General features: G+C 68.0%; 26 protein-coding genes. 18 read left to right on the top strand and 8 right to left on the bottom strand.

Annotated elements, in window-relative coordinates; translation table 11 throughout:
* Window positions 1-9: 9 nt before the first annotated feature.
* Entirely contained in the window at window positions 10-516 is a 507-nt protein-coding gene (locus tag EV650_RS32030; RefSeq protein WP_369409971.1) for a SigE family RNA polymerase sigma factor, read from the bottom strand.
* A 243-nt stretch (window positions 517-759) separates the two neighbouring features.
* Between EV650_RS32030 and EV650_RS32025 the strand changes: the two genes are divergently transcribed.
* From EV650_RS32025 to EV650_RS31995, 7 genes are read left to right on the top strand one after another with little or no spacing between them, the layout of a single operon-like run.
* Window positions 760-2,037, top strand: a complete 1,278-nt coding sequence (locus tag EV650_RS32025; RefSeq protein ID WP_134122908.1) for a TadA family conjugal transfer-associated ATPase — start codon at window positions 760-762, stop codon at window positions 2,035-2,037.
* Window positions 2,037-2,897, top strand: coding sequence for a type II secretion system F family protein (locus tag EV650_RS32020; protein WP_134122907.1), 861 nt, complete (start codon window positions 2,037-2,039; stop codon window positions 2,895-2,897). Before EV650_RS32025 ends, EV650_RS32020 begins: the two co-directional genes overlap by 1 nt.
* On the top strand, window positions 2,894-3,832 hold the full coding sequence (locus EV650_RS32015; protein ID WP_134122906.1) for a type II secretion system F family protein: 939 nt from the start codon (window positions 2,894-2,896) through the stop codon (window positions 3,830-3,832). The genes EV650_RS32020 and EV650_RS32015 overlap by 4 nt, the downstream gene beginning before the upstream one ends.
* 14 nt (window positions 3,833-3,846) lie before the next feature.
* Window positions 3,847-4,044: a hypothetical protein gene (locus EV650_RS32010; RefSeq protein WP_134122905.1), complete on the top strand. Its 198-nt coding sequence runs from the start codon at window positions 3,847-3,849 to the stop codon at window positions 4,042-4,044.
* Window positions 4,044-4,430 carry a TadE family protein gene (locus EV650_RS32005; protein WP_134122904.1) on the top strand — a complete coding sequence of 129 codons (387 nt, stop codon included), beginning with the start codon at window positions 4,044-4,046 and terminating at the stop codon, window positions 4,428-4,430. The genes EV650_RS32010 and EV650_RS32005 overlap by 1 nt, the downstream gene beginning before the upstream one ends.
* Window positions 4,427-4,876, top strand: a complete 450-nt coding sequence (locus EV650_RS32000) for a hypothetical protein (protein WP_134122903.1) — start codon at window positions 4,427-4,429, stop codon at window positions 4,874-4,876. The genes EV650_RS32005 and EV650_RS32000 overlap by 4 nt, the downstream gene beginning before the upstream one ends.
* Window positions 4,873-5,304 (top strand): Tad domain-containing protein, encoded by a 432-nt coding sequence (locus EV650_RS31995; protein WP_238174613.1) that lies wholly within the window; start codon window positions 4,873-4,875, stop codon window positions 5,302-5,304. The genes EV650_RS32000 and EV650_RS31995 overlap by 4 nt, the downstream gene beginning before the upstream one ends.
* On the opposite strand, the gene EV650_RS31990 is transcribed toward EV650_RS31995, so the two are convergent.
* The gene (locus EV650_RS31990; protein WP_134122902.1) at window positions 5,297-6,097 is read right to left on the bottom strand and encodes an SDR family oxidoreductase; all 801 of its coding nucleotides are present in this window, start codon (window positions 6,095-6,097) and stop codon (window positions 5,297-5,299) included. The two genes, EV650_RS31995 and EV650_RS31990, sit on opposite strands and share 8 nt — an antisense overlap.
* Before the next feature lie 70 nt (window positions 6,098-6,167).
* Here EV650_RS31990 and EV650_RS31985 point away from each other — a divergent pair, with 70 nt between their 5' ends.
* Genes EV650_RS31985 through EV650_RS31975 form a run of 3 tightly spaced genes read left to right on the top strand, consistent with a single transcriptional unit; the run spans window position 6,168 to window position 8,662 of the window.
* Window positions 6,168-6,779, top strand: a complete 612-nt coding sequence (locus tag EV650_RS31985) for a TetR family transcriptional regulator (RefSeq protein WP_134122901.1) — start codon at window positions 6,168-6,170, stop codon at window positions 6,777-6,779.
* A 16-nt stretch (window positions 6,780-6,795) separates the two neighbouring features.
* Window positions 6,796-7,917, top strand: coding sequence for a peptide chain release factor 2 (prfB, locus tag EV650_RS31980; protein ID WP_134122900.1), 1,122 nt, complete (start codon window positions 6,796-6,798; stop codon window positions 7,915-7,917).
* The gene (locus EV650_RS31975) at window positions 7,901-8,662 is read left to right on the top strand and encodes a pentapeptide repeat-containing protein (protein ID WP_134122899.1); all 762 of its coding nucleotides are present in this window, start codon (window positions 7,901-7,903) and stop codon (window positions 8,660-8,662) included. The genes prfB and EV650_RS31975 overlap by 17 nt, the downstream gene beginning before the upstream one ends.
* On the opposite strand, the gene EV650_RS31970 is transcribed toward EV650_RS31975, so the two are convergent.
* Window positions 8,625-10,070, bottom strand: coding sequence for an MFS transporter (locus tag EV650_RS31970; protein ID WP_134122898.1), 1,446 nt, complete (start codon window positions 10,068-10,070; stop codon window positions 8,625-8,627). The two genes, EV650_RS31975 and EV650_RS31970, sit on opposite strands and share 38 nt — an antisense overlap.
* Before the next feature lie 101 nt (window positions 10,071-10,171).
* On the opposite strand from EV650_RS31970, the gene EV650_RS31965 reads away from it, so the two are divergent.
* Window positions 10,172-11,023, top strand: a complete 852-nt coding sequence (locus tag EV650_RS31965; protein WP_134122897.1) for a helix-turn-helix transcriptional regulator — start codon at window positions 10,172-10,174, stop codon at window positions 11,021-11,023.
* Window positions 11,024-11,026: 3 nt separating this feature from the next.
* Here EV650_RS31965 and EV650_RS31960 read toward each other — a convergent pair whose 3' ends face one another.
* Window positions 11,027-11,935, bottom strand: coding sequence for a LysR family transcriptional regulator (locus EV650_RS31960; protein ID WP_134122896.1), 909 nt, complete (start codon window positions 11,933-11,935; stop codon window positions 11,027-11,029).
* A gap of 73 nt (window positions 11,936-12,008) precedes the next feature.
* On the opposite strand from EV650_RS31960, the gene EV650_RS31955 reads away from it, so the two are divergent.
* Window positions 12,009-12,908: an EamA family transporter gene (locus tag EV650_RS31955; protein WP_134122895.1), complete on the top strand. Its 900-nt coding sequence runs from the start codon at window positions 12,009-12,011 to the stop codon at window positions 12,906-12,908.
* Here the strand turns inward: EV650_RS31955 and EV650_RS31950 are convergent.
* On the bottom strand, window positions 12,897-13,547 hold the full coding sequence (locus EV650_RS31950; protein ID WP_134122894.1) for a flavin reductase family protein: 651 nt from the start codon (window positions 13,545-13,547) through the stop codon (window positions 12,897-12,899). The two genes, EV650_RS31955 and EV650_RS31950, sit on opposite strands and share 12 nt — an antisense overlap.
* A 147-nt stretch (window positions 13,548-13,694) precedes the next feature.
* Between EV650_RS31950 and EV650_RS31945 the strand changes: the two genes are divergently transcribed.
* On the top strand, window positions 13,695-14,864 hold the full coding sequence (locus EV650_RS31945; RefSeq protein WP_134122893.1) for a serpin family protein: 1,170 nt from the start codon (window positions 13,695-13,697) through the stop codon (window positions 14,862-14,864).
* On the opposite strand, the gene EV650_RS31940 is transcribed toward EV650_RS31945, so the two are convergent.
* Both EV650_RS31940 and EV650_RS31935 read right to left on the bottom strand, forming a co-directional pair.
* Window positions 14,845-15,393 (bottom strand): TetR/AcrR family transcriptional regulator, encoded by a 549-nt coding sequence (locus EV650_RS31940; RefSeq protein ID WP_134122892.1) that lies wholly within the window; start codon window positions 15,391-15,393, stop codon window positions 14,845-14,847. The genes EV650_RS31945 and EV650_RS31940 overlap by 20 nt on opposite strands.
* On the bottom strand, window positions 15,368-15,799 hold the full coding sequence (locus EV650_RS31935; RefSeq protein ID WP_134122891.1) for an SRPBCC family protein: 432 nt from the start codon (window positions 15,797-15,799) through the stop codon (window positions 15,368-15,370). The genes EV650_RS31940 and EV650_RS31935 overlap by 26 nt, the downstream gene beginning before the upstream one ends.
* Before the next feature lie 141 nt (window positions 15,800-15,940).
* On the opposite strand from EV650_RS31935, the gene EV650_RS31930 reads away from it, so the two are divergent.
* From EV650_RS31930 to EV650_RS31910, 5 genes are all read left to right on the top strand, one after another.
* A complete protein-coding gene (locus EV650_RS31930; protein ID WP_134122890.1) occupies window positions 15,941-16,132 on the top strand; it encodes a hypothetical protein in 192 nt (63 codons plus the stop codon).
* A 15-nt stretch (window positions 16,133-16,147) separates the two neighbouring features.
* Window positions 16,148-16,816 carry a PhzF family phenazine biosynthesis protein gene (locus EV650_RS31925; protein ID WP_134122889.1) on the top strand — a complete coding sequence of 223 codons (669 nt, stop codon included), beginning with the start codon at window positions 16,148-16,150 and terminating at the stop codon, window positions 16,814-16,816.
* A 73-nt stretch (window positions 16,817-16,889) separates the two neighbouring features.
* The gene (locus EV650_RS31920) at window positions 16,890-17,732 is read left to right on the top strand and encodes a nitrilase-related carbon-nitrogen hydrolase (protein ID WP_202875134.1); all 843 of its coding nucleotides are present in this window, start codon (window positions 16,890-16,892) and stop codon (window positions 17,730-17,732) included.
* Window positions 17,733-17,787: 55 nt separating this feature from the next.
* Complete coding sequence (gene hydA / locus EV650_RS31915; protein ID WP_134122887.1) at window positions 17,788-19,194, top strand: dihydropyrimidinase; 1,407 nt, start codon at window positions 17,788-17,790, stop codon at window positions 19,192-19,194.
* 6 nt (window positions 19,195-19,200) lie between these two features.
* Complete coding sequence (locus EV650_RS31910) at window positions 19,201-20,199, top strand: TIGR03842 family LLM class F420-dependent oxidoreductase (protein ID WP_238174612.1); 999 nt, start codon at window positions 19,201-19,203, stop codon at window positions 20,197-20,199.
* Here EV650_RS31910 and EV650_RS31905 read toward each other — a convergent pair.
* Window positions 20,169-20,705: a winged helix-turn-helix transcriptional regulator gene (locus EV650_RS31905; protein ID WP_134122886.1), complete on the bottom strand. Its 537-nt coding sequence runs from the start codon at window positions 20,703-20,705 to the stop codon at window positions 20,169-20,171. The two genes, EV650_RS31910 and EV650_RS31905, sit on opposite strands and share 31 nt — an antisense overlap.
* Window positions 20,706-20,713: the final 8 nt, after the last annotated feature.

Below are 20,713 nucleotides of genomic sequence, written 5' to 3'. Positions count from 1 at the left end.
GCTCCCAGATCAATGTGCGGTCAGGTGGACGGCTTCGTCGCCCAGGACCGCCCGTAGGCGGACCAGAGCCCGTGATGTGCGTGTCCTGATCGCACCGGTGTTCTTACCGAGGTCCTGCGCGACCTGCTCGGTACTGCGGTCCTCGAAGTACCGCAGTACCAGCACTGCGCGGTCCAGTGGGGACAGCTCGGCCATTGCCTGCAGCAAGGACAGGCGCAGTTCGTGGTCGCCCACCTGGTCCGCGCGGTCGGGCGTCCGCTCCACCGGCCGCTCGGTCGAGCTCCTGCGTCGCCGCTGGGAGATGTACGTCCGCGCCAGCACGGTCTGGGCGTACGCCGCCGGGTTGTCGACCTGCTCCACTCGCCGCCAGGCCCGGTACAGCTTGGCCAGCGTCTCCTGGACCAGGTCCTCGGCCAGGTGGTGCTCACCGGCCAGCAGCCATGCTGACCGGTACAACTGCGGGGTCCGCGCCTTGGCGAACTCCTCGAAGTCCTGCGTCGACCGTGTCAAAGCCACCCTCCCGAGGTCACTTACAACCGGTTCGACGCCACGAGTCCGGGTTCTGTTACCTACGAATTGCAACAACCTGCAATTTCCTGGACCTGTTCGTGAGGCGATGGATACGGTGAGTGAGCCATTGGCGTGTCACGGTTGTCCACAGGGCCCCGGATGCGAGTGGCGCCGGGTGCCCCAGGGTTGAAAGGATGGTCGCGCATGGTGACCGCGTGGTCGCCAGACGGGACACACACGGGGAGATCGATGACAGCGGACAGGCTCGACGCGCACCGATCCGGCTGGGACGGTGCCATCGAGCTGATCGACGCCCAGGTGCGCGACGTGGTGCGCCGCGAAGGCATCGACCCGCTGCGCGACCCCGGCGCGGTGAACGCGATCGTCGCGCTCGTCGTCCGTGAGTACGACGAGCGCAGCCTGTCCGGCGTGGTCCCGCCGATCGGCGACCTCGAGGCGGTCAGCCGGGAGGTGCACGACCGGGTCGCGGGCTTCGGGCCGCTGCAGCGCTACCTGGACGACCCGTCCGTCGAGGAGATCTGGATCAACGAGCCGAGCCGGGTGTTCATCGCCCGCGAGGGCCGGCACGAGCTGACCACGACCGTGCTGACCGAGGAAGAGGTCAGCGACCTGGTCGAGCGGATGCTCAAGACCACCGGCCGCCGGATCGACGTGTCGCAGCCGTTCACCGACGCCCGGCTGCCGGACGGGAGCCGGGTGCACATCGTCCTCGGCGGCATCACCCAGCGGTACGCCGCGATCAACATCCGCAAGTTCACCGTCCGGGCGACCCGGATCAGCGACCTGGTCCAGCTGGGTTCGCTGACACCGCACGCGGCCGCGGTGCTCGAGGCATCCGTCGCCGTCGGCCTCAATGTCCTGGTCTCCGGCGGCACGCAGGCCGGCAAGACCACGATGCTGAACGCGCTGGCCGGTTCGATCCCCGGCAGCGAGCGGGTGATCAGCTGCGAGGAGGTCTTCGAGATCAAGCTGCCGATCCCCGACTGGGTGTCGATGCAGACCCGGCAGGCCGGTCTCGAGGGTACGGGCGAGGTGCGGCTGCGGGACCTGGTCAAGGAGTCGCTGCGGATGCGGCCGTCCCGGCTGATCGTCGGCGAGGTCCGCGGCGAGGAGTGCCTCGACCTCCTGCTCGCGCTGAACAGCGGCCTCCCCGGCATGTGCACGATCCATGCGAACTCGGCCCGCGAGGCGTTGACCAAGATGTGCACGCTGCCGCTGCTGGCCGGCGAGAACATCGGCTCAAGGTTCGTGCTGCCGACGGTGGCCGGCTGCGTCGACGTCGTCGTACACCTCGGGATCGCGGCCGACGGGCGACGGCGGGTGCGGGAGATCGTGGCGGTGACCGGGCGGCTCGAGGAGCAGACGATCGAGACCGAGACGATCTTCGCGACGTACGACGGGTATCTGCGCCGGGCCGAGGGCCAGTTGCCGCACCCGGAGCGGTTCCAGCAGGCGGGGTACAACCTGGCCGGGCTGCTGACCGAGTTGCCGGGGGTCGCGGGCTGATGGGACTTCTGATCGGGCTGTTCTTCGGTGTCGGGCTGCTGCTGATCATCGCGGCGTTCGTTGCGCCGGCCGAGGCCGGTCCCGACAAGGAGGGGTGGCTGCGGGCGAAGAGCCGCGAGTTGCTCGCGAGTGCGGGCATCGAGGGCCTGACGCCGGGTGCGTTCATCGGTGCCTGTTTGATCACCGGCGTGGCCGGGTTCCTGCTGATGTTCCTGGTTTCCCGCGCATTGCCGGTCGGCGCGGTGTTCGGGTTGATGGCGGGCTGGATGCCGATCGCGTTGGTGCGGTCCAGGGCTCGTCGGCGGCTGGGCGAGTTCCGCGAGTTGTGGCCGGACGTGGTGGACAACGTCGCGTCGGCGGTCCGCGCCGGCCTGTCGTTGTCCGAGGCATTGGCTCAGGTGGGTGAGCGCGGGCCGGTGCAGCTGCGGGAGCCGTTCCGGCGGTTCGGTGCGGACTACGCGTCGACGGGCCGGTTCGCCGAATCGCTGGACCGGTTGAAGGCACGGCTGGCGGATCCGGTCGGCGACAGGGTGGTCGAGGCGCTGCGGATCGCGCGTGAGGTGGGTGGTGGCGACCTTGGCCGGCTGCTTCGGTCGCTGTCGACGTTTTTGCGCGACGATGCGCGGACCCGGTCCGAGCTCGAGTCGCGGCAGTCGTGGTCGGTCAACGGGGCCCGGGTCGCGGTCGCAGCGCCGTGGCTGGTGCTGGCGTTGCTGTCCTTCCAGGGCGACGTGATCCAGCGGTACAACACTCCGGTCGGCGCGGTGATCATCGGCCTGGGTGCGGTCATCTGCGTGATCGCGTACCGGGTGATGCTGCGGATCGGCCGGTTGCCCGAGCCGGAGCGGGTGCTGCGATGAGCCCGATGCTGATCGGTGGTTCCCTCGGCGCGCTGCTCGGCGCCGGCCTGCTGCTCGCCGTACTGCGGCTGCCGTTCCTGCGCAAACCCTCGGTGGACGAGCGGATCTCGCCGTACCTGCAGGATCTCGGGGCGCCGGACGTCTTCGTCGGGGTAGTGGACTCGCGGTCGCCGTTCTACGCGATCCTGCGGCTGTTCGGCCCGTCGCTGCGTTCGGCGGCGCGACGGCTGGAGCGGATCCTCGGCGGGGCGGGCACGATCCGGCGACGGATGCAGCGGGCCGGGATCGAGCGGACCGTGGAGGAGTTCCGGATCGAGCAGCTGCTTTGGGGGACGCTGGCCTTCGGCGGTGGTCTGGTGATCTCGATCGTCGCCGTCGCGTTCGGCGTCGGCAACCCGGTGGCGATGTTGGTCTTCTGCCTGGTCCTCGGGGTCGTCGGAGTCCTCGGTCGCGACACCTTCCTGACCACACAGGTACGGCGGCGTGAGCGGCGACTGCTCGCCGAGCTGCCGACCGTGGCCGAGTTGCTGGCGCTGTCGGTCGCGGCCGGAGAGGGTCCGGCGGCCGCCCTCGACCGGGTGACGCGATCGTGCCGGGGCGACCTGGCCGACGAACTGAAACGGGTCCTGGCAGAGACCAGGGCGGGGGAGACACTGGTCCGCGCGCTCGACGCGCTCGCGGACCGCACCGGGTTGCTGGCGCTGTCGCGGTTCGCGGACGGGTTGGCGGTGGCGCTGGAGCGCGGCACCCCGCTGGCCGACGTACTGCGGGCGCAGGCCGGCGACATCCGGGAAGCGGGGCGCCGCGAGCTGATCGAGTCCGGTGCGCGCCGCGAAGTAGCCATGATGGTGCCGGTGATCTTTCTGGTCCTCCCGGTGACCATCGCCTTCGCCTTCTACCCAGGCGCTGTCGGAATCCGGCTGATCGCCGGATGAATCGAGGAGAGGTCATGTCCCTACACCTGACGAGACTGTTCGTGGCGTTGCTGCTGAGGCCACGCCCGGCGCGGAAGGAGCGCGGCGACGTACCCGGCTGGGTGCTGATCACGGTGATGACGGCCGGTCTGGTCGTCGCGATCTGGACACTCGCCGGTGACCAACTCGCCACCATGCTCAGGAATGCCTTGTCGTCGGTCGCCAACAAGTAATGCGGAAAGCCCGCGGCGAGCGGGGATCGGCGGTCGTCGACTTCGTCCTGGTCTCGACGATCCTGGTCCCGCTGTTCCTCGGCATCCTCCAGGTCGGCCTGTTCCTGTACGTGCGCAACACCGTGACCGCCGCGGCCTCCGAGGGTGCGCACTACGCGGCCGTGCTCAACCGGGAGCCGGCCGACGGTGAGGCGCGCACCCGGGAGTTGATCAGCGGCGTGGTGCGGGACCAGCTGATCGACTCGGTGTCGGCGGACGAGACCGACATCGACGGACAGCCCGGCGTCGAGGTCACCGTCCAGGGACACATGCCGCCGCTCGGGCTGTGGGGTCCAGGCATCTCGTTCAGCGTCCAAGGGCACGCAGTGAAGGAGACGGGCGAGTGAGCCGCCGGCGGGACGAGCGCGGGAGTGCGGTCGTCGAGTTCTCCTGGCTGGCGATCCTGCTGATGGTCCCGCTGGTCTACATGATGCTCGGCGTCTTCGACGTACAGCGGGCGTCGTACGGCGCGACCGCGGCGACCCGGGCTGCCGGCCGCGCGTTCATCATCGTGCCGGACGGGGTGTCCGAGGACGAGGCGCGAGCCCGCGCGTTCGACGCCGCGAAGCTGGCGATGAAGGACCAGGGCATCGACCTCGGCTCCGACGACCTCAAGATCAGTTGCGACCCGGCCTGTCTGCAGCCGGGGTCGACGGTCACCGTCACGCTCGACACCGAGGTCCGGCTCCCGCTCATCCCGGACGCGCTCGGCGGCGAACCGCCGGCGATCCACATCAGCGCCTCGCACACCGAGGCGTTCGGCGACTACCGCCAGGCCAAGGGCTCGGGATGAGCCGGCGCAGACGCGGCGAGGACGGCCAGATGACCGTCCTCATCATCGGCTTCACCGTGATTATCCTGTTGATGATCGTGGTGGTGACCGACATCTCGAAGGTCTTCCTGGTCCGGCGGGACCTGGACGCGACCGCGGACGGTGCGGTCCTTGCCGCGGCCAACGGACTAGCCGCCGTCTACGCCCAGCCCGGTGCCGGCGGCAACGCGGCGATCGACCCGGACCAGGCCGCCCGGCTGACCGCCGACTACCTCAATGAAGTTGCTGCAAGCAACAGATTCGACGGACTCGACTGGTCCGTGGACGTCGAGGGTACGACGGTCACCGTCCGCCTCACCTCCACCGCGGACCTCCCCTTCCAACCCCCAGGCTTCCCCGGCTCAGCCGACGTATCCTCCGAGTCCGCCGCCATCGTTCCGATCAGGTGAAGAGGCCTGGGTTGTCGGTGAGCCAGGTGGTCCAGGTGCGGGCGGTGTGGTTGGTGAGGAGTTCTACGCCGGGCTCGATCGGGTGCGGGATGCCGACTCGTGAGGCCCAGTAGGCGAGCAGGGTTTCGCGCTGGCCTTCGTCGCGCATGCGCATCTCGCCGCGGGCCTCGTCGGGCGTGAGCTCGACGGCCTCGACTGGTACGCCGGTCACCTCGGTGATGAGCGCGATCTGGTGCCGCCGCGTCATCGACTCCGGTCCGGTGAGCGGGTAGCCACGTCCGTCGTGGCCGCTGCCCGGGCCGTCGAGGAGGATGCGGAGGGCGGCGTCGGCGATGTCCAACGAGTGGATCGGCGCTTCCTCGGCGTCGAGGTACGGCAGCCGGATCTGGCCGGTCGCGCGGACCTGGTGCGCCCAGTACCGCGCGTTGCTCATGAACGCGCCGGGCTGCAGCCGCGTGGTCGCGTACGAACCGTTGGCGATCACCTGCTCGGTCTTCGCGTGCGGATCCTCGGAACCGTCGAGGGATGACAGCGAGGACAGCAGGACGACCTGCTTTACCCCGGCGGCCTGGGCAGCGGCCGCGAAGGCAGGCGCCGAGTGCGGGTCGGAGTACAAGAAGACCTGGCTGATGTCGCGGAGGGCGGGGGCAGGGTCGGCCGCGTCGTAGCTGACCGCGGACGGGAGGTCAGAGGGTTCGCGGCTGGCGACGCGGACGTCCTGGCCGGCCGCGATCAGGCCGGCGGTGACGGCGCGGGCGATCGCGCCGCGACCGCCGGTGACGAGAATCGTCATGTGAGAAGCTCCAAAGTTGTAGTGACTACATGATTGGAATCAGTAAAGCAGATGCACTACCCTCGGTGCAATGGAGCTCGGGCGGCGGGAACGCAAGAAGCAGCAGACGCGGCAGGCCATCTCGGACGTGGCCACCACGCTGTTCTTCGAGCGCGGGTTCGACGCGGTGACCGTCGCGGAGGTGGCCGCCGCGGCCGATGTCGCCGTACAGACGGTGTTCAATCACTTCCCGGCCAAGGAGGATCTGTTCTTCGACGAGTCGGGGTGGTGGCGAGGTCCGGCGCAGGCGATCGGGGAGGCGCCGGCGGATGCGGATCCGATCGACGTGCTGGAGGCGCAGTACCTCGCGGGGACTCGGGGCCGGTTCGACGTCGGGCACCTGGCCACCTGGAAGCAGTTCGTCCGGACGATCGAGGACAGTCCGGCTCTGCTAGCTCGTCGTCGGTTGGCCGCCTCCGAGCTGGAGATCTTGCTCACCGAGGCTCTCGATGAACGATCGCCGGATCACCTGCGAAACAGGCTGATCGCGGCTCTGTATGCGGCCGCGCAGAACGTGCTGGAGGAACAGTTGATGGGCATCCTGTCCGACCAGGCGTCGCCGCAGGAGGTCGCACAGGCGCAGGTCGAGCTGGAGAAGGCGGTCGCTGAGGTTTTCGCCGTTCTTCGTCGTGGTCTCGCCTGAGGTACGCTGCTTGGTTGTGGCTGGACTGGATTTTGACGCGGAGCTGAAGCAGCTCGACGTGACGTTGACCTCGATCGAGAAGGTGCTGGATCTCCCTGCCCTGCGCAAGGAGATCGATGAGCTCGGCGAGGTGGTTGCCGCGCCCGACCTGTGGGACGACCAGGCGAACGCGCAGAAGGTGACGTCGCGGCTGTCCAGCCTGCAGTCCGACGTGGACCGGGTGACCGCGCTGCGCAGCCGGCTCGAGGACCTCGGCACATTGATCGAGCTGGGCCGCGAGGAGAACGACGCCGACAGCATGGCCGAGGCGGAGAAGGATCTCGGCCCGCTGACCAAGGCGATCCAGTCCCTCGAGGTCCGCACGCTGCTGTCCGGCGAGTACGACGAACGCGAAGCGCTGGTGACGATCCGGTCCGGTGCGGGCGGTGTGGATGCCGCGGACTTCGCCGAGATGCTGCAGCGGATGTACCTGCGCTGGGCGGAGCGGCACGGCTATCCGACCGAGGTCTACGACACGTCGTACGCCGAGGAGGCCGGGCTGAAGTCGACGACGTTCGGAGTCAAGGCGCCGTACGCGTACGGGACGCTGAGTGTGGAGTCCGGCACGCACCGGCTGGTGCGGATCTCGCCGTTCGACAACCAGGGTCGCCGGCAGACCTCGTTCGCCGCGGTCGAGGTGGTCCCGGTGCTCGAGCAGACCGACGAGATCGACGTGCCGGAAGAGGAACTGCGGATCGACGTGTACCGCTCGTCCGGTCCGGGTGGTCAGAGCGTCAACACCACCGACTCCGCGGTCCGGATCACGCACATCCCGACCCGCACCGTGGTCTCCTGCCAGAACGAGAAGTCGCAGCTGCAGAACAAGGCCTCCGCGATGGTCATCCTGAAGGCCAAGCTGCTCGCCTTGAAGAAGGCCGAGGAGCGGGCCCAGATCGACGCGCTGCGCGGCGACGTGCAGGGCTCGTGGGGCGACCAGATGCGGTCGTATGTCCTGCACCCGTACCAGATGGTGAAGGACCTGCGGACGCAGTTCGAGTCCGGCAACACCTCGGGTGTCTTCGACGGCGAGATCGACGAGTTCATCGAGGCCGGCATCCGCTGGCGCCGGACCGGCCACACGGTTGCCGAACAAAACTGAGCTTCGGGCCGACTGCACTAGTTGCGTCGGCCTCTGCTGCATTGCGCTGACCTTCAACAAGTCGGCGGACTTCGCGCTGGACAAGCCCGCGGGCGAGCCGTGCCCGAATCTCAGCGACGACTTCCGCTGCAGCATCCACAAAGACCTGCGCAGCAAGGGTTTTCAGGGATGCACGGTCTACGACTGCTTCGGTGCCGGGCAGGAGATCACCAGGAGAGGGCAGTCGTCCGCTGAGATGTTCGCGGCGCTGCCAGTACTCCGCCAGCTGCACGAGCTGCTCTGGTACCTCACCGAGGTCCTCGAGTACGACGAGGCAGCGCGGCCGGCGATCGCCCGCATCGAAGACGTGAGTCGTACGCCGGACCTCACCACGGTCGACGTGAACGCCGAGCGGGCAGCGGTCAACGAACTGCTCCTCAAGACCAGCCAACGCCTCCGCGGCAAGCAGAGCAAGAAGAAAGAACGCCGTGGCGCGGACCTGATCGGAGCTCGCCTCCGTGGCGCCGACTTGGCGAAGGCCAACCTGCGCGGCGCTTACCTGATCGGTGCGGATCTGCGTGGTGCCGACCTGCGGCAGGCGGACCTGATCGGTGCGGACCTGCGGGACGCAGACCTGCGCGGCGCCGACCTGACGGGTGCGCTCTTCCTCACCCAGTCCCAGGTCAACGCCGCGCGAGGCGACCAGGCAACCAAACTGCCGACGGCAGTTACACGCCCTTCCCACTGGACCGCAGCTGGTGCGTGACCGGGGTCATCAGCAGCGAGATCGCTGTGATTGCCAGGGCTACCGCGGCCAGTGCGCCGCCCTGGCCCCATGAGGTCCCGGCCAGCGACAGGAACGCCGTACCGACGATTGCTGCGCCTAGCGCGAGACAGGTCTGCTGGCTGGTGAGCAGGATGCCACTACCCAGGCCGGCTTGCGCCGGTGGGACCTGACCGAGCACGACTCCCATCAGCGGCACCATGACCAGGCCGGACCCGAAGCCTGCGATCAGCATCGGTACGGCGAGCTTCCACGGGTTTACGTCGGGCCAGACGGTCAGGGCGACGACCGCGAGTACGGCGTACCCGACTGCCTGGATGATCCAGCCCCGAACGATCAGGCCGGCGCCGTACCGGACCTGCAGGCGCGGACCGTAGATCGACGTGATCAGGAAGCCGACCGCCATCGGCAGCAGACTCAGACCGCCTTCCAGCGGGGACATGTGCGCCTCGCCCTGAGTGGCTAGCGCGAACACGAACATGAAGCCGCCGAACGTGGTGAAGAACGCCACTGCGAGCAGGAGCCCGATCCGCATCGCCTTCAGTCGCAGCACGGTCGGTGGGATCAGTGGAGCCGCACCCGACCGCTCGGACCGATGCTGGTGTACGCCGAGCACCGCTACCGCCGGAATCGTTGCTGCGAGGCAGAGCCACGTCCAGAGCGGCCAACCGAGCGGACGGCCCTCCGTGAGTGGCAGGAGCAGCAGCACCAGAGTCAGCGCGAGCAGTGCGGCGCCGACGAGGTCAACGCGCTGCGCCTTGTCTGCCTTGGTCTCCGGGATCAGCCGGGTCGCGGCTAGTACACCCAGGATGCCGACCGGCACGTTGACGAGGAACACGGCCCGCCAGCCGAGGCCGAACACGTTGGCCTCGACCAATACGCCGCCGAGGATCTGACCGAACGCGGCCGCGGCCCCGCCCGCCACGCCGTATATGGCCATCGCGCGGGCGCGGTGCTCGCCTTTGAGCAGGCTGGTGATCGTTGCCAGCACCTGCGGCGTGACGGCAGCGCCGGCTGCGCCCTGGACGACCCGGGCGACGAGCAGTACGCCGATGCTCGGGGCGATGGCGCAGATCAGCGACATCACCGTGAAGCCGACCAGTCCGATCAGGAACAGGCGTTTACGGCCGTACGTGTCGCCGAGGCGACCGCCGACCACGAGCAGAGTGGCCACGGCGATGCCGTAGCTGCCGACCACGAGCTGGAGCTCGCCCGAGGTGGCGTGGAGGTCCGACCCGATCGCGGGCAGGGCCACGTTGATGACGAAGAAGGAAAGCATCGGCAGGAAGGCGCCGAAGATCAGAGTCGTGAGGGCCACCGGATTCAGCGGCACGGCGACCTGCGGCCGGGCGGTGACGCCGGGGGTGGCGACGTGGAGCTGGTCTGTCATGCATCCAGGATGGATGCATCTGGATCCTGGTGGTGAGAGCCTGGTTATCCTATTACTCGCAGCACCTGGCACCCGGCTCCACCAACGCCCATGATGGTCTCATGACCACTGTCCCAGCAGCCACCGACAGAACCGCGACGTCGCCGCGGCGGGAGCTCGGGCTGTTCCTGCGTAGCCGGCGAGAGCGGATCCGGCCGGACGAGGTCGGGTTCGCTCCGGGCGGCCGACGGCGTACGCCGGGTCTGCGGCGCGAGGAGGTCGCACTGCTCGCCGGAGTCGGCGTCACCTGGTACACCTGGCTCGAGCAGGGTCGTGAGATCAACGTGTCCGCCCAGGTCCTGGATGCGATCGCGACGGCGTTGCGGTTCGACCGGCAGGAGCGCAGCCACCTGTACAGCCTGGCGGGGCTCCGGCTCGGGCCGACGCAGGGTGTCTGCTCGGCGCTGCCTCCGTCGGTGCAGAAGACGCTCGACGTGGTCCAGCCGTATCCGGCGCTCGTGATGAACTCGCGGTACGACATCCTCGCGTTCAACGAGGCCTACTGCAAAGTGGTCATCGACCTGAACACGGTGCCGGTCGAAGAGCGGAACCTGCTCTGGCTCAACTTCGTCTCGGACGGCTGGAAGTGCAGCTTCGTCGACGCGGAGACGACCAAGCACCACATGGTCGCGGCGTTCCGCGCGGCCTCGGCCAACCACGTCGGCGAGGCGCTCTGGCAGGACTTGATCCAGGGGCTGCTGAGCAACTCGCCGTACTTCACGGAGCTCTGGGAGCGGTACGACGTGGCCGCGCCGAGCACCCGCACCAAGGTGCTCTCGGTCGACGGGTTCGGACTCCTGCAGATCGAGCCGGTCAACCTGTGGCTGTCGCAGCTCGGGCCGCTGCGGGTGACCGTCTACACGGCACTCGACGAGGAGACCGAGGCCAAGCTCCGGCTAATCGTCAACAAGTGATCTTCAGGCGGTGTCGCGGTCTGGCCAGGCGGCTTTCAGCGTGGCGAGCGTGACCGTGATCGCGGGACGGCGGGAGGTGGTCGTCCGCCAGACGGCGTACAGGCGGCGACTCGGAGCCGGCTGCAGGGGTACGACGACCACGCCGTCGGGGACCGGACCGCGACCGAGCCGTGGGAGCAGCCCGATGCCGATGCCGCGGGCAAGCATCGCGAGCTGGGTCTGGTACTCCGCGATCGAGTAGGCGACCTCTGGTTCGACGCCGGCGCGACGCATCGTCCGGACCAGCCACTCGTGGCAGATCGACCCGACCGGCTGGCAGATCCAGCGTTCGCCGACCAAGTCCTCCGCTCGGACGAATTCCTTGCCTGCAAGGCGATGCGACGCCGGCACCAGTACGTCGGCCGGATCCGAGCCGAGCTTCACCCGCGACAATCCGTCCGGCAGACCGAGTGGTGTGTTCTGCCAGTCGTGGACGATCGCCACGTCGATCTCGCCACGGTTGACCGCGGCAACGGCCTCGAACGGATCCGTCTCGAGCACGCGGACGTCGAGCTGCTCGTGATCATGGATCAGCCGCGCCAACACCGGCGGCAGCAGCCCGCGGGCCGCGGTCGGAAAGGCCGCGATACTCAGTGTCCCGATCGCCTGCCCGCGCTGCTCGTCCAGCGTCAGCTCGGCGTCCTCGACCAGCTCGAGAATCCGCGCCGCCGTCGAGGCCAGCTGCCGGGCCGCGTCGGTCAGCACGATCCCGCGGCCCTGCCGCTCGACCAGTGTCGTCCGGGTCTCGCGCTCCAGCTTCGTCAGCTGCTGCGACACCGCGGAGGGCGTGTAGCCGAGCACCTCGGCCGCGCGGTTGACCGAGCCGTACTGCGCGACCGCGTGCAGCGCGCGGAGCCGACCGAGATCGATCATTTAGCACTCCTACACTGAAGGCGGTAGTAATCGGTGCTGGTCCTTAAGTGTACTGCCACCCAGACTGGACCGTATGAAGCCTCGTGACCTGCTCCTCGCGCTCGCCGTCGTCGTTGTCTGGGGCATCAACTTCGTCGTCATCGAGGTCGGCCTGGAAGGCGTTCCACCGCTGCTGCTGTCCGCGCTGCGGTTCTTCTTCGCCGCCGTACCCGCGATCTTCCTGCTCGGCAAGCCACGAGTCCCTTGGCGGTACGTCGTCGGTGTAGGGCTCGCGCTCGGGGTGGCGAAGTTCGGGCTGCTGTTCATTGCGATGGATCACGGCGTGCCGGCCGGTCTGGCGTCGCTGGTGCTGCAGTCTCAGGTGATCTTCACAGTCCTCTTCGCGATCGCCGTACTGCGGGAGCGTCCGCGGCCGACGCAGCTCGTCGGCATCGTCATCGCGTGTGTCGGGATCGTGCTGATCGTGCTCGACGGCGAGCTGTCGGCTCCGGCCGGCGCGCTGGCGCTGGTGATCCTCGCGGGCTGCTTCTGGGGTGTGTCGAACACGATCACCCGGTACGCCAAGCCGCCGGACACGCTGCGGTTCATGGTCTGGGTGAGCGCGGTCGCCGTCGTACCGCTGACAATCCTGTCCCTGATCACCGAAGGTCCGCAGGCCGACGTCGACGCGCTGCGCGGGATGGACCTCAGCGGCATCGGCTCGATCGCGTATCTCGCCTTCGCGGCCACCCTGTTCGGCTTCGGCGTCTGGGGCTACCTGCTCCGGCAGTACGACGCCAGCACGGTCGCGCCGTTCTCGCTGCTGGTGCCGGTTGTCGGGATGTCCGCGGCCTGGGTACTGCGCGGCGAAGCGGTCGGACTGCAGCAGGGGATCGCGGCCGTGCTCGTGATCGGCGGCATGGCCTGCACGATCATCCGGCGCCGGACTCCGCGGCTCGCGGAGTCCGACTCGGAGTTGACGTCAGTCGGCTGACCCGACGGAGGCCGGGATCGGCATCGGCGGCATCTCCCACCCGCGAGCGAGCGAGGAGGCGTACGCCGGTGCGCCGCCGGCGAAGTACTCGGTGAACTTCATGATCAGCGGATCCCAGCGCAGCGGGTCGATGTAGCGGTCGTTGCTCATCAGCAGGTCCTCACGGACGTGCACCCGCTCGACCTTCATCTCCAGCGCACACAGGAGCGAGTCGGGACCACCGATCTCGTGGATGTTCACGATCCGGCCCTCGAGGTTGATCGGGCTCTCCTCGACCGCGTCGAGCTCGATCAGGTCGCTCGGCTCGCGGGTCAGCCCGCCGGCCGCGAACTTGTCCGGCTCGTAGCGGTAGCCGCGGGCACGCTTCTTGTCGGACATCTCCTCCGAGCCGGTCAGCAACGCGATCCGGTCCAGGGCCGCGACCATGGCCGGATCGACCAGGTTCAGGATCACCTCGGGCCGCTCGATCAGGTTCTTGACCGCCTGCGCGCTCGTTCCCATTCCCAGCATCGCGGTGTACCCGAGCCACCAGGCCGACGACATCGGGCTGAGGTTCGTACTGCCGTCCGGGTTGCGCGAGCTGATCAGCACAACCGGCGTACCGAAGTACAGGACCTTGGGTTCGACGTTTCGCTTCATACCTATGGAACGTGGGCGGGCTGAGACGTGTGAGTGGCGGACCGCCAGGCCATCACAATGCGCGGACGGCGGCGACGCTGAGCGTGGCGCGGGTCGGGACCCGGCGATTGTGATGGCCTGGCGGTCCGGCATGGCATGGTGGAGGACATGGACGCCGACGTGGTGCGCGCAGTCAACGAACTGACCAGCCGCTGGGCCCGGAGCCTCCCCGCGGAGAACACAGTCGTGTCCGGGCTCGGCCTCTGGCCGTTGCTCGCGCTCCTCGCGACCGGCGCGGACGAGCCTGGTCGTAGCGAGCTGGCTGCTGCCGCGGGAGTCGATGCGGCGACGGGATCGACGGACGCAGTTCGGCTGATCGAGGCGATCGAAGGATCCGCGGATCTGCATGCTGCGCTCGGGGTTTGGGTGAGCGAGCAGTTGAAGCTCGCGGAGTCGTTCGACAGCGTGATGCCCGCGCCGCTGGTCGGCATGCTGACCGGCAACCCGGGCGTCGACAAGGCGAAACTCGACGCGTGGGCCGCCGAGCACACCGACGGCCTGATCCGGCAGATGCCGCTCGACCTCGATTCCGGCGTACTGCTTGTGCTTGCCTCGGCACTGCTGCTGCGGACGACCTGGGTTCGTCCCTTCACCGAGCAGTTCCGGCGGGTGCCCGATGGTCCGTTCGCAGGCTCGTGGCACTGGCTCGAACGGGTCGACTCCGACCTCGACGCCGTACGGCGGTATGGCGATCTGACCGTTGCCACGGTCGTGGGTGACGCCGACGTGGACGTGCTTCTCGGGATCGGTCAGCCGCAGACCTCCCAGGCCGAGGTGTTGGCGGGACTGCTGGACGCCGTCGCCGACCCCAGCGGCGGGGTGTCCGGCCGGGAGTTGATTGAGCAAGGCGAGCCCGGTGCGGAGGTTGCGCCGGGGGTGCGGATCGCGCAGACCACGTCGGCGCGACCCGATGTGAAGCTTTCGCTGCCGTCGTTCAGCATCGAGGTCGAACACGATCTGCTCGAGTCACAGGAGCTGTTCGGGCTGACCGCGGTCACCTCGGATCCTGGGGATCACGGGCATTTCAGCGCGCTCAGTCCGACGCCGCTCCAGGTCGGTCAGGCGAAGCAGAAGGTGCTCGCGCGGTTCTTCGCGACCGGGTTCGAGGCCGCGGCCGTGACCGCGATGGCGATGACCCGGGCGGCGATGGTTACTCGTAAGGAGCGTCGACTCGACGTCGCGCTGGACCGGCCGTTCGCGTTCACCGCCGTACTGCGGGATTCGCGGCTGCCGATCGTGGCCGGCTGGGTCGCGACGCCTACCGAACCGGGAGAGTGAACAGGCGGTTCAGCAGCGCGGATGCCTCGTCGACACCCGCTCGGTCGCCCGTCAGCAGCAGGTCGAAGAGCAGACCGCGGGACGCCGCCAGGCCGAGCCGCGCGTACGCCGGTGCTTCGTCGGCCGGGATCCCGGCGCGGATACAGAGGTCGATCAACGGCGGCAGCCAGACGTTGATCAGGTCCGCCTTGAGGGACTCGGTGTGCGGCAGGTCCTGCATCGCGTGCGCGCTGAGCTCGAAGAAGAGCGGGCCGTAGATCAGGGTCGCCTCGGTGACCCGGCGCCAGAACAGCTCGTTCTGCTCGGCGACCGGGAGATCGGTCGCCAGCACCTCGGCCAGCAGGTCGCGTTGTTGCTGCTCGACCGTACGAACCACCTCGGCCAGCAAACCCTCGCGCGATCCGAAGTGGTAGATCAGCATCCGGTGACTGGTGCCGACCGAGGTCGCGATACTGCGCAGGCTGGCGTCGCCGATCCCGTTCTTGGCGAAATGCTCGACCGCGTCAGCTAACAGACTTTCCCGACTCACTGACTTCCTTCAGCTTCTCGGTCTCGGTCGCGATGTAGCGCCTGGTCAGGCCGGCGTACAGCCTGCCGAAGAGCCAGCCGAGCGGACCTTCCTGGATGATTGTCGCGGTCGCCACCGTGCCTTCCGGCGTACTGATCACGCGGTGGCCGCCGGTGGTCGTGATCCCGGGAGCCCGGGAGACCCACTCGAAGTACTCGCCCTCCTCGAGCTTGGTCACCTCCCAGACGGCGACCGGGAGCTTGGGCTGGCGGATCCGGGTCCGGGAGCCGAAGTGGATCCGGCCCGGGTCGAGCCGCTCGACGGAATCGACGGTCGGGGTCCAGTCGGGCCACCGCTCGACGTCGCTGAAAACCTCCCAGACCCGCTCGGGCGAGGCCTGGATCGTGGTGGAGTGATCGAAGCGCATGTACCAAATGGTACATGGACCTGGGCCACTCACCAACGTGTTTGCCGGCCGTCGACGGAGGCTGAACGGAGCGTGAGGGGTGGGTAAAGCCGGGCCCTTGGTGAGTGCCGGGGGTCCGGGGTGCAGGTAGGGTCTTGGGCCATGGCTGACCAGAACGTCCCGAACGTGGAGAACGAGCAGGACCCGGGTGCGAACACGCAGATGTTCCGCGCCTTCGTCAACGAGGGCGAGACCGAGGTTGCCCGCCAACCGAGGCTCAACGGGCGCATCCTCGCCGTCGTCGGCGCCGCCGTGCTCCTGATCGCGGTGATCGCCGCGATCGCCGTCCTCTGACTTGACCGAACTGTATTGACCGGTCTGGCTGTCCAGGTCGTCCACGTCTTCACCGACCCGGACGGCCGGTTCGGCAACCCCCTGGGCATCGTCGACGGCCGCCTGGTCCCACCCGCCGACCGGCAGCGGTTCGCCGCTGACCTCGGCGACAGCGAGACCGTGTACGTCGATGATCCGGCCACCGGCACGCTCCGTATTTACTCCGCCACCGGGGAGATGCCGTTCGCCGGCCACCCCACCGTCGGCGCCGCCGCCTGGCTCCACGCCACCGGCCACCCGGTCGACACCCTTCACGTCCCGGCCGGCCCCATCGCCGTTACCCGCAGCGACGACCTCTTCTCCGTCCGCGCCGACACCACCTGGGGCAGCACCTGGGAGTGGCACCACCTCGACTCACCCGAGGCGGTCCTCGCCGCGGACCCCACGGCGTACTCCGGCGGCCACACCTACCTGTGGTCCTGGCAAGGCGACGCCATCCGCGCCCGAGCCTTCGCACCCGCCATGGGCGTGGTTGAAGACGAGGCCACCGGCTCCGCCGTCACCCAGCTGACCGCTCAACTAGGCCGTGACCTCCACGTCATCCAAGGCACCGGTTCCCACCTCTACACGACCCACGAACCCCCGACTCACGCCACCGTCGGCGGGCGGGTCCGGCTCGGCGGACGGCGCACCATCACGATCTGACCGCGTTCGGCGCTTCCGTTGACGGGTGGTGGGGGACGGATGGAGCATGGGGGCCTCTACTTGGGGAGGTCTCGTGGCGGACGTTGTCAGGGCAGCTTTGGTGCAGACGTCGTGGACCGGCGACAAAGAGTCGATGATCAAGGCGCATGAGGAGTACGCGCGCCAGGCCGCGGCTCAAGGTGCGCAGGTGATCTGCTTCCAGGAGCTGTTCTACGGGCCGTACTTCTGCCAGAAGCAGGACGCCGAGTACTACGAGTACGCCGAGTCCGTCCCGGGCCCGACGACCGAGCGGTTCGCCGCACTCGCGCAGGAGCTCGGGATGGTGATGGTGCTCCCGGAGTACGAGCAGGAGCAGCCGGGCGTGCTCTACAACACCGCGGCCGTGATCGATGCCGATGGCACCTACCTGGGCAAGTACCGGAAGAACCACATCCCGCAGGTGAAGGGATTCTGGGAGAAGTTCTACTTCCGTCCGGGCAACCTCGGCTACCCGATCTTCGACACCGCGGTCGGCCGGATCGGCGTCTACATCTGCTACGACCGGCATTTCCCGGAAGGCTGGCGGGCGCTCGGTCTGGCCGGCGCGAAGATCGTCTTCAACCCGTCCGCGACCAGCCGTGGACTCTCGGCGTACCTCTGGCAGCTCGAGCAGCCGGCCTCCGCGGTCGCCAACGAGTACTTCATCGGCGCGATCAACCGGGTCGGCATCGAGTCCGAGTTCGGCGACAACGACTTCTACGGTACGTCGTACTTCGTCGACCCGGAGGGCAAGTTCGTCGGCGAGGTCGGGCATGACCACGATCCGGAACTGATCGTCCGCGACCTGGACCTCGGTCTGCTGGACACGGTCCGGGACCGCTGGCAGTTCTACCGTGATCGCCGCCCGGACGCCTACGGAGACCTGACGAAGCCGTAGAACTCAACTAATCCGTCCTTTTTCCTTTCTTTCCGCTCAAAGGGGAGTGGCATAGATGTCTTTGCTGGTCAAAGGTGGAACTGTCGTCGGACCGACCGGGACGCGGGTCGCGGACGTGCTGGTGGACGGCGAGAAGATCGTTGCCCTACTCGACCCGTCGTTCACCCCGACGATCACCGCCGACGAGGTGATCGATGCCTCCGGCAAGTATGTGATCCCGGGCGGGATCGACGCGCACACGCATATGGAGATGCCGTTCGGCGGTACGTCGGCCAGCGACACGTTCGACACCGGTACCCGCGCGGCGGCGTACGGCGGCACCACGACGATCATCGACTTCGCCATCCAGAAGACCGGTGAGGTGGTGCAGGACGGGCTGGCCGCCTGGCACGCGAAGACCGAGGGCGAGTGCCACATCGACTACGCGTTCCACATGATCCTCGGCGGCGTCGACGCCGATGCGCTGAAGGCGATGGACCAGCTGGTCGCCGACGAGGGCATCACCAGCTTCAAGCTGTTCATGGCCTATCCGGGTGTCTTCTACTCCGACGACGGCCAGATCCTGCGGGCGATGCAGACCGCGCGGGCGAACGGCGCGATGATCATGATGCACGCGGAAAACGGCATCGCGATCGACGTACTTGTGCAACAGGCTCTGGAACGCGGTGAGACGGACCCGATTTACCACGGCATCACCCGCCCGGCCGCACTCGAGGCGGAGGCCACGAACCGCGCGATCGCGCTGGCCGAGGTCGCCCAGGACTGCCCGCTGTACATCGTCCACCTGTCCGCGAGCCAGGCTCTCGAAAAGGTTGCCGAGGCGCGGGATCTCGGCCGCAACGTGTTCGCCGAGACCTGTCCGCAGTACCTGTATCTGACGTTGGAGGACCAGCTCGGCGCGCCCGGGTTCGAAGGCGCGAAGTGGGTCTGCTCGACGCCGCTGCGGAGCAAGCACGAGTCGCACGCCCGCGATCTGTGGAAGGGTCTCAGGAGCAACGACCTGGCGATCGTGTCGACCGACCACTGCCCGTTCTGTATGAAGGATCAGAAGGAAATGGGCATCGGCGACTTCTCCAAGATCCCGAACGGGATCGGTAGCGTCGAGCATCGCGTCGACCTGATCTTCCAGGGTGTTGTCGACGGCCACATCTCGCTCGAGCGCTGGGTGGAGACGATCGCGACCACGCCGGCCCGGATGTTCGGGCTGTACCCGCAGAAGGGCATCGTCCAGCCGGGCTCCGACGCCGACCTGGTCATCTACGACCCGAACGGTACGACGCGGATCGGTGTCGAGACCCACCACATGAACATGGACTACTCGGCGTACGAAGGGGTCGAGATCCAGGGCCGAGTGGGCACCGTGATCTCGCGCGGCGAGGTGATCGTGGCTGACGGCAACTACCATGGCCGGAAGGGCCGGGGGAAGTTCCTGAAGCGCGGCCTGTCGTCGTACTTGATGTAAGGGGGAATGGCTGTGGACTTCGGTGTGGTGTTCCAGTGTGATCCGCCCGCGTCCACGGTCGTGGAGCTGGCCCGGAAGGCGGAGGACGCCGGGTTCGACTACGTGTGGACGTTCGACTCGCATCTGCTGTGGCAGGAGCCGTTCGTCATCTACAGCCAGATCCTGGCGAACACGCAGCGAGTCATCGTCGGGCCGATGGTGACGAACCCGGGCACGCGCGACTGGACCGTGATCGCGTCCCAGTTCGCCACGCTGAACGAGATGTTCGGCAACCGCACGATCTGCGGGATCGGCCGCGGCGACTCGGCCTTGCGGACGTTAGGCGCGAAGCCCGGCACGATCGACGAGATGAAGCAGTGCGTCGAGGTTGTCCGGTCGCTGGCTCGCGGCGAGACGGTCGAGTACCGCGGGCAGCAGCTGAAGTTCGCCTGGGTCGACAACGGCGCGCTCGACGTATGGGTCGCGGCGTACGGGCCTCGCGCGTTGGCCGCGACGGGCGAGGTCGGCGACGGGTACATCCTGCAGTTGGCGGATCCCGACATCGCGCAGTGGATGATCACCGCGGTACGCCGTTCTGCCGAGCAGGCGGGCCGGGATCCGATGGCGATCAAGTTCTGCGTCGCGGCGCCGGCGTACGTCGGGGATGATCTCGAGCACCAGCGCGAACAGACCCGGTGGTTCGGCGGCATGGTCGGCAATCACGTCGCGGACATCGTGGAACGCTACGGGTCCAGCGGCGCCGTACCCAAAGCCCTCACCGACTACATCGAAGGCCGCAAGGGCTACGACTACGCCGAACACGGCCGCGCCGGCAACACCCACACAAACTTCGTCCCCGACGAGGTCGTCGACCGCTTCTGCATCCTCGGCCCGGTCGAGAACCACCTCACCCGCCTGAACGACCTCAAAGCCCTCGGCGTAGACCAGTTCGCCCTCTACCTCCAACACGACGCCAAAGAAGCGACGCTAGCCGCCTACGGCAAGGACATCATCCCCAACTTCTGAGCTGCGTGAGCTAGGCGGAGGCCTGGCGGTGTTGTGCTGTAGACGGTTGACGGTGGGTAGTGCTCGGTGACGGTTCGGTTGATCAGGCCGGACGACTCGAGGTCCTTCAACGTGAGCGTCAAGGCGCGCGGTGTCACGTCTGGCAACGCGCGTCGGATCTCCGAGAAGCGGCGTTCCGAGGCCAGCAGGGTGAGGGTTGGGAGGGACCACTTCTTCAGGCCTACGTCGGTTACGCCGAGGTTGTCCAGGAGGTCGGTGAGTACGGCGGCGTCTGCGCCGAGCTGTGGGTCGGTCAGTAGGTACTCGGGTCGCAGTGGGTGGCCCTTGCCGGGGTTGCGGCGGATCAGGTCGGTCTCGAGGAGGAACGTCAGCGTCCTTCGCAGCGACTCGCGGCTTACGCCCAGGGTGTGGGTGAGGTTCACGAAGCGCCCGCCGTGGCCGCGGTGCAGCTCGGCCAGCACCGGGACGGCCCAGCGGAAATGGACCAGGCGGGCAAGCGTTGACACGAAAGTAA

The sequence above is a fragment of the Kribbella kalugense genome (genome assembly GCF_004365875.1).
GTDB lineage: Bacteria > Actinomycetota > Actinomycetes > Propionibacteriales > Kribbellaceae > Kribbella > Kribbella kalugense.
This window is presented reverse-complemented; position numbering and strand designations above follow the sequence as displayed.